We start from the raw sequence: 11,796 nt of genomic DNA on the forward strand, positions 1-11,796 counted from the left end.
AAACACTCCTTACTTTCCGATGCAGAAGCTCGAGAAAATTTCGTCCAACAGGTTCTCGACATCCACCCGACCGAGCAACGCTTCCAGCGCCCAAGCCGCCTGGCGCAGTGATTCCGCTGCCAGCTCGCTTTGGTCGGACCCGCGCAATACCTCATCTCGCGCCGATTCCAAAGCCCCGAATGCGCGCCGCATCGCAACCCTGTGCCGTTCGCGAGTCATTACGCCGGCGCCTTCGCCAAGCCCGGACAGACGTTCTTCGATCGCAGCGAGCAATTCGCCAAGCCCTTCGCCCGTTTTCCCGGAAACGTTCAGCCCATCATGCGAAGCGATATCGGCTTTGCCATGCACCACCAGATCGCCCGGCTCCGGCGCGATCAGCGGGACTTCCTCGCCGTCGAGCAGGAAAACACGCAGATCGGATTGTCGCGCGCGGTCGAGCGCCCGTTCCACCCCGATCGCCTCCACGACATCGTCGGTTTCGCGAAGCCCAGCGGTATCGAGCAAGGTCACCGCCTGCCCGCCAATCTCCATCCGCACCTCGATGACATCGCGCGTCGTGCCTGCGAATTCGGAGGTGATCGCCGCTTCGCGCCCCGCCAGCGCGTTAAGCAAGGTTGATTTACCGGCATTCGGCCGCCCGACAATCGCGACCTCGAACCCTTCGCGAATACGCTCCGCCGCGCCAAGACGGCGCAATTCATCGCGAATTCCGGCGCTGACCGCGTCGATCAGTTCCAACACCTCGGGCGAAACATCGACCGGAACTTCTTCGTCCGCGAAGTCGATTGTGGCTTCGATCAACGCGCCTGCCCGGATCAGCTTTGCGCGCCAATCCTCGACCAGAGCGCCAACCGCGCCCGAGAGAACCTTCAATGCCTGCTTGCGCTGCGCTTCGGTTTCCGCCTCGATCAGATCGGAGAGCCCTTCGACCTGCGCCAGATCGAGCCGCTCATTCTCCAACGCCCGCCGGGTAAACTCACCAGGCTCCGCAAGCCGCAACCCGTCGATCTGCCCAAGGGCGCGCAACACGGCGGAAACCGTCGCGATAGCGCCGTGGATATGCAGCTCCGCGACCTCTTCGCCGGTAAAGCTGGCCCCGCGCTCGAAACAGAGCACCACTGCCTCGTCGAGTTCCTCACCCGCGAGCCGCAACCGCCGCAGCCCCGCAACGCGCGGCTCCGGCAGGGTCCCTGCCAAGTTCCGCGCCGCCTGCCACGCCAGCGGTCCTGAAATACGAATGACGGCCACGCCCGCTTTTCCGCGGGCCGTGGCCAGAGCATAGATCGTGTCCATAGCAATCCTCTTCCCAGCGGAAGATAGGACGGCCTCAGCCGTTCATCGAGTCGAAGAATTCCGAGTTCGTCTTGGTCTGCTTGAGCTTCGAAATCAGGAACTCGATCGCATCGGTCGTGCCCATCGGGTTCAGGATGCGGCGCAGAAGGTAGGTTTTCTGCAGATCCTTCTGATCGACGAGCAACTCTTCTTTCCGTGTACCGGATTTGAGGATGTCCATCGCCGGGAAGACGCGCTTGTCCGCGACCTTGCGGTCCAGCACGATTTCCGAGTTACCGGTGCCTTTGAATTCTTCGAAGATGACCTCGTCCATCCGCGAGCCGGTATCGATCAGCGCAGTCGCGATGATGGTCAGCGAGCCGCCCTCTTCGATGTTCCGCGCAGCACCGAAGAAGCGCTTCGGACGCTGCAGCGCGTTCGCGTCGACACCACCAGTCAGCACCTTGCCCGAGCTCGGAACGACGGTGTTGAAGGCGCGGCCCAGACGGGTGATCGAGTCCAGCAAAATAACGACATCGCGCTTATGCTCGACCAGGCGCTTGGCCTTTTCGATAACCATATCGGAGACCGCGACGTGACGCGTTGCCGGTTCGTCGAAAGTCGAGGACACGACCTCCCCCTTCACCGAGCGCTGCATGTCGGTCACTTCTTCCGGGCGTTCGTCGATCAGCAGTACGATCAGGTAACATTCCGGATGGTTCTGCTCGATCGAGGTCGCGATGTTCTGCAGCAGCACCGTCTTACCGGTCCGCGGCGGCGCCACGATCAGCGAACGCTGACCCTTACCGATCGGCGCGACGAGGTCGATGATCCGGGCCGAGCGATCCTTGATCGTCGGATCCTCGATTTCCATCTTCAGACGCTCGTCAGGATAGAGCGGCGTGAGGTTATCGAAAGCGACCTTGTGGCGCGCTTTCTCAGGCTCCTCGAAGTTGATCCGCTCAACCTTCGTTAACGCGAAATACCGCTCGTTCTCGCCGGGGGCGCGGATCACGCCTTCGACGGTGTCGCCGGTGCGCAGGCTGTGCTGGCGGATCATGTCGGGCGAGACGTAGATATCGTCGGGACCCGGCAGATAGTTCGCTTCGGTCGAGCGCAGGAAGCCGAAGCCGTCCTGCAGCACTTCCAGCACGCCATCGCCGCCGATGACCCAGTCATCCTCGGCATGCTCCTTCAGGATCGAGAACATCATCTCGCCCTTGCGCATGGTCGAGGCGTTTTCGATCTCCCATTCTTCGGCCAGCGCCAGAAGTTCCTTCGGGCTCTTAGCTTTCAAATCGGAGAGATTGAGGCGTTCATCGCTCATCGGATTACCTGCAGCTGGCGCCTCATCTCAACGATGGACGCATAAATTCGTCATGTAACAGAAAAACCGGTCGACCAGGACGGCCGTGGCTTGATCCCGCAGATAAGCGCAAAGCGTCACTGAGTCAACGAAAGTCAGAATTTCACGATCACCGAGGCGACGATAACGATCATGAAGATCGTCGGGATCTCGTTCATCATCCGGTAGTAGCGCCCGCTGCGATTCGCCCTGCCCTCTGCGAGCGCCTTGCGTTCCTTCGCGCACCACATGTGGAACCAGGTCATGCCGAGAACGGCGGCAGCCTTCGTCCAGGGCCAGATGCTCGACCAATCGACGATCCCCGGCGTGAAGACCAGCATCAGTCCAAAGAGCCAGCTCGCGATCATCCCCGGGTTCATGATGGCCTTGAGAAGAAGCCGTTCCTGATGCCGGAACAGAAGCTCCTGATCGCTATCTCGCTCCATGCCCGCCTTGTTCAGCCCCTCGACGTGGTAAACGTAAAGTCGCGGCAAATAGAACAGGGCCGCCATCCAGGTGATGATCGCCATCACATGCAGTGCTTTGATCCACAAATACCAAGTGCTCAGGAAATCGGTCATCTCGCCTCCGGCTGACAGCTGCCATCATCTTCAAAAAAGATTCTTTAAAGAAAAAGATGATGATGATGTAGGGCCTGTTGATGATGTGGATTAACACTTTATCAAGACTTTCTCCACAGGCGGAAAACATCAGGCGCGCACTAATATTTTTCCCGAAGCATGTTTCGTAAAATATTGATATCGCGTGATTCTTTTTCAGAGAGTCACAACGTCAACCTGTGGATAACTCTTGGGAGAAAATTGTGAAATCCCCGGCATGTCCCCAATGGCTCGAATCCGAATTCCACAGGTGGACAAGTTTCGGAAATCTGCCATGAAACGTGCCGATCCGGTGGAGTAATCCGCCGATCCGCGTTATGCCCAATTCAACCCCGATACTTCTGCGCCCGCTTATCCACAAGTTCATGAACATCCTCCTCGCCTCCGCCTCAGAAATCCGCGCGCAGCTGCTGCGCAATGCTGGCCTGGCCGTGACCGTGCAGCCCGCGCGCATCGATGAAGACATGATCCGCCGGAGCCTGGAGGCCGAAGAGGCGAAGCCGCGCGACGTGGCGGACCTCCTCGCCGAGATGAAGGCCGCGAAGCTCTCGGCGCGCCACCCCGGGGAGTTGGTGATTGGCGCGGATCAGGTTCTTGAGCTTAAAGGCGCGGTGTTGTCGAAGCCCGAGACGCCGGAAGATGCGAAATCTCAGCTGTGCGCCCTCTCCGGCCAGACCCACAAGCTTCTCTCCGCGATGGTCGCGATCCGGGATGGCGAGCCACTTTGGCGGCATGTCGGCGAAGTGCGCCTCACGATGCACACGCTGTCGGAGCCGTTCATTGACGATTACGTCGCCCGCAACTGGGACAGCATTCGCTGGTCGGTCGGCAGCTACAAACTCGAGGAAGAAGGCGTCCGTCTTTTCTCCCGCGTCCAAGGCGACTATTTTGCCGTCCTGGGCCTTCCCCTGATCGAATTTCTGAACTGGCTTCACGCCCGAGGAGACTTCACGACATGACGGATCATCCGCGCATTCCCCTCGCTGGCGTCATTGGATCGCCGGTCGCGCATTCGCGCTCGCCGCTCCTGTTTCGGACGTGGTTCGCCGAATACGGGATCGACGGGTTCTACATTCCGATGGATGTGGCGAGAGACGATCTGGAAACCGTGCTGCGGAGCCTGCCGAAGGCGGGGTTCGTCGGGACCAATGTGACAATCCCACACAAGATCCGCGCGCTTGAGATCGCCGATGTCATTTCCGATCGCGCGGCACTGATCGGGGCGGCGAACACCTTGGTTTTCCGGCCTGATGGTAAGATTTACGCCGATAATACAGATGGTTACGGCTTTATCGCCAATCTGCGGCAGAATGCGCCGAACTGGGATCCCAAGTCCGGTCCGGCCGCAGTTCTGGGCGCTGGCGGGGCTGCGCGCGCCATCGTCGCCTCGCTTCTGGAAAGCGGTGCGCCGGAAATCCGTATCTCGAACCGCACCCGGGCGCGCGCAGATGCGCTGCGCCAGGAATTCGGCGCGCGTCTCGTCGTTTACGATTGGGTTCAGGCGGGCAACATGCTCGAAGATGCCGCGACCGTCGTGAACACGACCTCGCTGGGCATGGTCGGCAAATCGGAATTCCGCGTTCCGCTCGATGCGTTGCGTCCCAGCGCGACCTGCTGCGATCTCGTCTACACACCTCTTAAGACGAAATTCCTCGCCGAGGCTGAAGACGTGGGATGCACCGTGGTCGACGGGCTCGGAATGCTTCTGCACCAAGCCGTTCCCGGGTTTGAGCGCTGGTTCGGCCAGCGCCCGGAAGTGACCGAAACAGTCCGCAACGCGGTGCTCGGGGCATGAGCAATCCTTTCCTGCTCGGGCTGACCGGCTCCATCGGGATGGGAAAATCCACGACGGCAGCGATGTTCGCCGAGGCGGGAATTCCCGTGTGGGATGCGGATCAGACGGTGCACGATCTCTACGCGAAGGGTGGTGCGGCCGTTGCGCCGATTGCCGCGGTCTTCCCGTCTGCGGTCAATGATGGAGCGGTGGACCGGGCCGAGCTGAAAAAGCTGCTCGCCCGAGATAAAAAGGCTCTAACCCGCCTTGAATCGATTGTTCATCCGCTGACCACGGCCTCGCGAAGCGACTTCATCGCCGCGCATCCGGAGGCGGATCTGATCCTTCTCGATATCCCGCTTTTGTTCGAGACCGGGGCTGACGCTGCCTGCGATGCAACGCTCGTGGTCACCGCCCCGGCTGAGGTTCAGCGCGCGCGTGTTCTCGAACGGCCGGGCATGACCGAGGCGCAGCTTGATTTCATTCTGTCGCGCCAGATGCCGGATAAGGAGAAACGACGTCGCGCAACCTTCGTGATCGAAACCCTCGATCTTGAGCAGACCCGCCAAGATGTGCGAAACCTGATTGCGAAGATCAGGGGTGAGCAAGATGCGTGAAATCGTTCTCGATACCGAAACCACGGGTTTCGAGCCGGGAGAAGGTGACCGGATCGTGGAGATCGGTGCGGTTGAGCTCTTCAACCACATGCCGACCGGTAACACCTATCACCAGTACATTAACCCTGAGCGGTCGATGCCCCAGGAAGCTTTTCAGGTGCACGGGCTGGGCGACGAATTCCTGTCGGACAAACCCAAATTCGCCCAGATCGGCCTCGATTTTCTGAATTTCATCGGCACGGACTCGGTCCTCGTGATCCACAATGCCAAGTTCGACATGAAATTCCTGAATGCCGAGCTTGGCTGGGCCGGAATGCCGCTGATCCCGGATGATCGCGCGCTCGATACGCTGGCAATGGCGCGGCGGAGATTTCCGGGCTCGCCCGCGACGCTTGATGCGCTGTGCCGCCGCTTCAGCATCGACAACTCATCGCGGACGCTGCATGGCGCGTTGCTTGATAGTGAAATTCTGGCCGAGGTTTATCTCGAGCTGATCGGTGGTCGGCAGCCGGGCTTCGGGTTGCAACCCGTTGAAACGGGACAGAAACGTCAGGCCGGAGCCAATCAAGACTGGCGCCCGAAGCCTCGCCCCGAGCCCCTGCCCCCGCGCTTGACTGCCGAGGAGGCCGAGGCGCATGCTGCCTTCGTAGCCCAGCTTGGTGAAGCCGCGATCTGGAACCGCTACGACTGAAAACGTCGGGTTTTCTGACATAATAAGCAAGTTTTCCATTTAACCGAGCGTCAACCTCCCTTAAATCGGGGGCTTCTTAGGGAGAGAGCGGGAGGACCGTCCATGCTGGACCTGACCGAAATGCGTGCCACGCTGGCCGAGACGTACGATCTTGCGCCATCCATTGAGCTGGCAGAAGAAATGCGGGACATCCACGCAAAGATGGATCGCGTTATCCCTCTGCCGGATTTCGCGCGCTACGCGCCCTATATCCGCGCGATCAATCGTCTGAAAAAAGAGAAAAACGCGGTAATTCTCGCGCACAACTACATGACGCCGGAAATCTATCACGGCGTAGCAGATGTTGTGGGTGACAGTCTTCAGCTCGCCATCGAGGCCACGAAGGTTCAGGCCGGGACGATCGTCCAATGCGGCGTGCATTTCATGGCCGAGACGTCGAAAATCCTAAACCCGGCCAAGACTGTCCTTATCCCTGATATGAAGGCCGGTTGTTCGCTGGCGGAGTCGATCACCGCCGACGGTATCGCGGAGATGCGCACCAAATATCCCGGCGCGCCCGTGGTAAGCTACGTTAATACGACCGCCGAGGTGAAAGCGGCGTCCGATATCTGCTGCACCTCGTCCAACGCTGCGCAGATCGTGCGCGCGATGGAGAGCAACACCGTCATCATGACGCCGGACCAGTATCTTGCGCAGAACGTGGCGAATGAGGTCCCCGAGAAGAATGTCGTCTGGTGGGAGGGCTCGTGCATCGTCCACGAGCAGTATACTGCCAAGGATATCAACGACTTCCGATCGATGCATCCGAATACACGGATCATCGCGCACCCCGAATGCCCGCCCGACGTCGTCGCGGCGTCGGATTTCTCGGGTTCGACCTCGGGGATCATCAACTACGTCGAAACCAACAAGCCGAAAGAGGCGATGTTGGTCACCGAATGCTCGATGGCGTCGAACATCGCCGATGCGTTGCCGGAAGTAGATTTTGTGGGTCCGTGCAATATGTGCCCCTACATGAAGAAAATCACGCTCGAGAAAATCCTGTGGTCGCTGCATACCGGGACCGAGGAAGTGATCGTCGATCCGCAGGTCGCCGAAAAGGCGCGGATCGCGGTCGAGCGGATGATCGAGCTGTCCCGGACCCTCGCGAAGTGATCGAAACGCGACGGATCATTATCGTCGGCGCCGGTCTGGGGGCGCTTTATGCGGCGCTCAGCCTTGCGCCCCGCCCCGTTCTCATCATCTCGCCGGAAACTCTGGGCGAAGGCGCGTCCTCGGCCTGGGCCCAGGGCGGTGTCGCGGCCGCGATGTCGGTTGGAGATACGCCCGCCTCTCATGCGCGCGACACGATGATCGCCGGAGCAGGCACTGTTTCACCGCAAATCGCGCATTTGGTGACTGAAGAAGCGCGTCAGCACATCCTTGCATTAACCGAACTCGGCACGCCGTTCGATCGCGATCCGGAGGGTGATTACGTGATGTCGCGCGAGGCGGCGCATAGCCACGCGCGGGTCGTTCGGGTGAAGGGGGATCAGGCCGGGCGCGAGATCATGCAAACCCTCGTGGCCGCCGTCCGGCAAACCCCATCGGTTCAGGTTCTCGAGGGCGTTTTGGCGACGCATCTGGAGACGGAAGACGGTCGCGTCACCGGCGTGTGGATCGAGCGCGCGTTCGAGCCCTCGGGGCCCGTGCTGATCAAAAGCCCGGCGATCCTGCTGGCGGGCGGCGGGTCGGGCGGGCTGTTTGCCGTCACGACGAACCCGCCGCGCATTCGTGGGCAGGTGATCGGGATGGCGGCGCGCGCCGGGGCGCGGATCGCCGATCCGGAATTCGTCCAGTTTCATCCGACCGCGATCGCGAGTGGCGAAGACCCTGCCCCGCTTGCGACCGAGGCGCTGCGCGGTGAGGGCGCAACACTCGTGAACGCGGATGGCGAACGCTTCATGCTTTCGGTTCATCCCGATGCCGAGCTTGCGCCGCGCGATATCGTGGCGCGGGCGGTGTATCTGGAACGTAAAGCCGGACGAGAGCCCGCTCTGGATACGCGCGCAGCGCTTGGGGCCGAGGTTCTCACGCGTTTCCCGGCTGTCGCCGAAGCTTGTGAACGGGCTGGAATAGACCCTGTTTCCGGCGTGATCCCCGTCGCGCCCGCCGCGCATTACCACATGGGCGGTATCGATACCGATACCGAAGGGCGCAGTTCGCTCGATCGGCTTTGGGTCTGTGGCGAGGCGTCGTCGACCGGCCTTCACGGGGCGAACCGTCTGGCTTCGAACGGATTGCTGGAGGCCTTGGTCTTCGCGCGGATCTGTGCTGTCGGGATCGCCGCAGAGCTTGGGGAGATCCCCGACGTCGAAACGGTTAACCCAGATTTCCCGGAAGGCGATGTCCCGGTGAATGAGCCAGCCGTGCAGGTCCTACGAAAAGCCATGACCGACGGCGTCGGCGTCGTGCGCGACGCGGATGGATTGAAAGCCGCGCTACGGGTCATTTCGCAGATCGAGGCGGAGGCTCGCACGGAAACGATGCGGAACATGACCGCCACGGCCACGTTGATTGCTGCGGCGGCGCTTGCGCGCGAGGAAAGCCGCGGGGGGCATTTCCGATCGGATTTCCCGGAGATGAACCCGAAACTGGCGGAGAGAACGAAAATCACGCTGGAGGAGGCGCTGAACATCCGCGCCGCTGCCTTGGAGGACTGACATGCTGCCCGATTTGCTGATCGAACCGATTGTCCGCGCCGCGCTGGTCGAAGACCTCTCGCCGATGGGCGACGCGACGACCAATGCGGTGATCCCGACGGGCAAAACCTATTCCGCGCGGCTGAAAGCGCGCGAAAATGGCGTGGTTTCGGGGATGCAGGTCGCGGCAATGGCGTTCCGGCTGGTCGATCCCACGCTGCGCGTGTCGATCCTGATCGCCGATGGTAAACCGTGCCAGGCGGGCGAGACGTTGCTGACGGTCGACGGATCGGCGGCCTCGATCTTGATGGCGGAGCGTGTGGCGCTGAATTTCGCAGGCCGCCTCAGCGGAATTGCCACGAAAACCGCAGGCTTTGTCGCGAAAACCGAAGGCACCAAGGCGCGTATCACCTGCACGCGGAAAACGACGCCGGGTCTGCGCGTTCTGGAGAAGGCCGCAGTGACCCATGGCGGCGGTTTTAACCATCGTTACGGACTGTCGGACGCGATCCTGATCAAGGATAACCATATCGCGGCGGCCGGTGGCGTGCGCGCGGTGCTGGAGGCTGCGAAAGCGGCGCGCAGCCATATGATGCGGATCGAGCTGGAAGTCGATACGCTGCGCCAGATGGAAGAAGCGCTGAAGATCGGCGGGGCCGATGTCATCCTGCTCGACAATATGGACAGCGCGGAACTTCGCGCGGCCGTGGCGCTGAATGCGGGCCGCGTGGTTCTGGAAGCTTCGGGCAACATGACGCTCGAGCGGATTGCCGAAGTGGCGGCGACCGGTGTGGATTACATCTCCTCCGGCGCGCTCACCCATTCGGCCCGGACGCTCGATCTGGGTCTCGATTTCTGAGAACTCAGCCGAGATAGTCTCTGAATTCGGCGCGCACGGCCTCATAGACCGAGCGTTTGAAGGGCACGATATTCTCGACCAGCTCGTCGAAGGGCATCCATTGCCAGACCGAAAATTCGGGATGGTCGGTCTCGATCTGTACCTGATCGTCGGAGCCGAGGAAGCGCATCAAGAACCATTTCTGCTCCTGCCCGCGCCAGCGACCGTTCCAGATATTCGGCACAAGATCATGCGGCAGGTCGTAGCGCACCCAATCGGAGGTTTTCGCGACGATTTCGACGAGATCGGGGTTCACCCCGGTCTCTTCTTCCAGCTCGCGTAGGGCTGCTTCTTTCGGCTTTTCGCCCTTGTCGATCCCGCCTTGCGGCATCTGCCAGGCCGGGCCGGGATTGTCGATGCGCTGGCCTGCGAACACGAGGCCAGCGGGGTTCATCAGCACGACGCCGACATTGCGGCGGTAAGGAAGTTTAACGATCTCTTCGGGGGTCATATGAAAAAGGGGCCCGAAGGCCCCTTCCCTCAATTCTGCTGCGTGTCGGATTTGCCATCGGCGCTCGGCGCTTCGGCCTTCTGCGTCGAGGCGGTGTCAGCCTGCGTCTCGGGGGCAATGGCCGAGAGGCCCTTGATCAGGTCGATCGCGTAGGACATCTGGAAATCTTCCATCCGGCGCTTCGCGGCCTCTTCGGCTTTCGCGCGCTCGTCCTCGGCCTGCTGCTTCTCGTCCTCGGTCATCGAGTCGTTGGTGATCGCACCCTTCAGATCGGCCTCGGAGGTCATCTTGCGGGCGTCGTCGCCTTCGGCAGCCGCTTTATCCTCGGATTTCGGCTGATCGGGCTGTGGCACGACCACGTCGGGGGCGATGCCCAGCGACTGGATCGAGCGACCCGACGGGGTGTAGTAGCGCGCGGTGGTCAGACGCATCGCGCCCTCGCCCTGGATCGGCATGACCGTCTGGACCGAGCCTTTACCGAAGCTCTTGGTGCCGACGACGATCGCGCGGTGATGATCCTGCAGCGCACCGGTCACGATTTCCGACGCCGAGGCCGAGCCACCGTTGATCAGCACGACGATCGGCTTGCCGTCGGCCATGTCGCCTGCGGTCGCGTTGAACCGCTCGCTATCCTGCGGGTTCCGGCCACGGGTGGAGACGATCTCGCCCTTGTCGAGGAACGCATCCGCCGTCTTGATCGCCTGCGTCAGCAGGCCGCCGGGGTTGTTGCGCAGATCGACGATGAAGCCATCGACCTTGTCCATGCCGCCGACTTCTTTCACCTGCTCCTTGATCGAGGATTCGAGGTTCGGGAAGGTCTGGTCGTTGAAAGTGGTGATGCGCAGGATGACGGTATCGCCGTCATGGCGGCCCTTCACGGCGGTCAGCTTGATCGTGTCGCGGGTCAGCGTGACGTCGAACGGATCCTGTTCGCCTTCGCGCACGATGGTCACGGTGATGTCCGAACCGACCGGCCCGCGCATCTTGTCCACCGCCTGATCGAGCGGGATACCCATCAGGGACTCGCCATCGACCGCGGTGATGAAATCGCCGGACTTGATGCCAGCCTCGGCCGCGGGCGTGCCGTCCATCGGAGAGACGACTTTCACGAAGCCGTCTTCCTGCGTGACCTCGATGCCGAGACCGCCGAAGGAGCCACGCGTCTGAACGCGCATATCGCTGTAATCGGAGGGCGGCAGGTAGCTGGAATGCGGATCGAGCGAGCTGAGCATGCCGTTGATCGCGGCTTCGATCAGCTTCTTGCTGTCCACCGGCTCAACGTAGTCCTGGCGGATTTTCTCGAAAATGTCGCCGAACAGGTCCAGCTGCTGGTAGACGGTCTCGTTGCGTTTCGTTTCTTCGGCCATCAGCGGCGCCGCGACTTGCGTGGACAAAAGTGCCCCCGCGAGCGTGCCGCCAACCGCTGCCATCATGAACTTTTTCATAC

12 protein-coding genes are annotated in these 11,796 nt (G+C 61.3%); 7 read left to right on the top strand and 5 right to left on the bottom strand.

The window, feature by feature from the left end:
- Positions 1-9: 9 nt before the first annotated feature.
- From mnmE to BMI86_RS11280, 3 genes are all read right to left on the bottom strand, one after another.
- Positions 10-1,293: a tRNA uridine-5-carboxymethylaminomethyl(34) synthesis GTPase MnmE gene (gene mnmE / locus BMI86_RS11270; protein ID WP_078541496.1), complete on the bottom strand. Its 1,284-nt coding sequence runs from the start codon at positions 1,291-1,293 to the stop codon at positions 10-12.
- A gap of 34 nt (positions 1,294-1,327) precedes the next feature.
- Positions 1,328-2,599, bottom strand: a complete 1,272-nt coding sequence (rho, locus tag BMI86_RS11275) for a transcription termination factor Rho (RefSeq protein ID WP_078522665.1) — start codon at positions 2,597-2,599, stop codon at positions 1,328-1,330.
- 134 nt (positions 2,600-2,733) lie between these two features.
- Positions 2,734-3,198 (bottom strand): CopD family protein, encoded by a 465-nt coding sequence (locus BMI86_RS11280; RefSeq protein ID WP_078541497.1) that lies wholly within the window; start codon positions 3,196-3,198, stop codon positions 2,734-2,736.
- Between the two features lie 404 nt (positions 3,199-3,602).
- Between BMI86_RS11280 and BMI86_RS11285 the strand changes: the two genes are divergently transcribed.
- From BMI86_RS11285 to nadC, 7 genes are all read left to right on the top strand, one after another.
- The gene (locus tag BMI86_RS11285; RefSeq protein ID WP_078541498.1) at positions 3,603-4,196 is read left to right on the top strand and encodes a Maf family protein; all 594 of its coding nucleotides are present in this window, start codon (positions 3,603-3,605) and stop codon (positions 4,194-4,196) included.
- Positions 4,193-5,032, top strand: a complete 840-nt coding sequence (locus tag BMI86_RS11290) for a shikimate dehydrogenase (RefSeq protein WP_078541499.1) — start codon at positions 4,193-4,195, stop codon at positions 5,030-5,032. The genes BMI86_RS11285 and BMI86_RS11290 overlap by 4 nt, the downstream gene beginning before the upstream one ends.
- On the top strand, positions 5,029-5,628 hold the full coding sequence (gene coaE / locus BMI86_RS11295; RefSeq protein ID WP_078541500.1) for a dephospho-CoA kinase: 600 nt from the start codon (positions 5,029-5,031) through the stop codon (positions 5,626-5,628). Before BMI86_RS11290 ends, coaE begins: the two co-directional genes overlap by 4 nt.
- The gene (gene dnaQ, locus BMI86_RS11300) at positions 5,621-6,319 is read left to right on the top strand and encodes a DNA polymerase III subunit epsilon (RefSeq protein WP_078541749.1); all 699 of its coding nucleotides are present in this window, start codon (positions 5,621-5,623) and stop codon (positions 6,317-6,319) included. Before coaE ends, dnaQ begins: the two co-directional genes overlap by 8 nt.
- 102 nt (positions 6,320-6,421) lie before the next feature.
- A complete protein-coding gene (gene nadA / locus BMI86_RS11305; RefSeq protein ID WP_078541501.1) occupies positions 6,422-7,474 on the top strand; it encodes a quinolinate synthase NadA in 1,053 nt (350 codons plus the stop codon).
- Positions 7,471-9,021: an L-aspartate oxidase gene (locus tag BMI86_RS11310; RefSeq protein ID WP_078541502.1), complete on the top strand. Its 1,551-nt coding sequence runs from the start codon at positions 7,471-7,473 to the stop codon at positions 9,019-9,021. The genes nadA and BMI86_RS11310 overlap by 4 nt, the downstream gene beginning before the upstream one ends.
- A 1-nt stretch (position 9,022) precedes the next feature.
- Positions 9,023-9,859, top strand: a complete 837-nt coding sequence (nadC, locus tag BMI86_RS11315) for a carboxylating nicotinate-nucleotide diphosphorylase (RefSeq protein ID WP_078541503.1) — start codon at positions 9,023-9,025, stop codon at positions 9,857-9,859.
- Positions 9,860-9,863: 4 nt separating this feature from the next.
- Here the strand turns inward: nadC and BMI86_RS11320 are convergent, their stop codons facing one another.
- Both BMI86_RS11320 and BMI86_RS11325 read right to left on the bottom strand, forming a co-directional pair.
- Complete coding sequence (locus BMI86_RS11320) at positions 9,864-10,349, bottom strand: RNA pyrophosphohydrolase (protein WP_078541504.1); 486 nt, start codon at positions 10,347-10,349, stop codon at positions 9,864-9,866.
- 29 nt (positions 10,350-10,378) lie between these two features.
- Entirely contained in the window at positions 10,379-11,794 is a 1,416-nt protein-coding gene (locus tag BMI86_RS11325; protein WP_078541505.1) for a S41 family peptidase, read from the bottom strand.
- Positions 11,795-11,796 lie beyond the last annotated feature (2 nt).

Source organism: Thioclava sp. DLFJ5-1, assembly GCF_002020115.1.
GTDB classification, from domain to species: domain Bacteria; phylum Pseudomonadota; class Alphaproteobacteria; order Rhodobacterales; family Rhodobacteraceae; genus Thioclava; species Thioclava sediminum.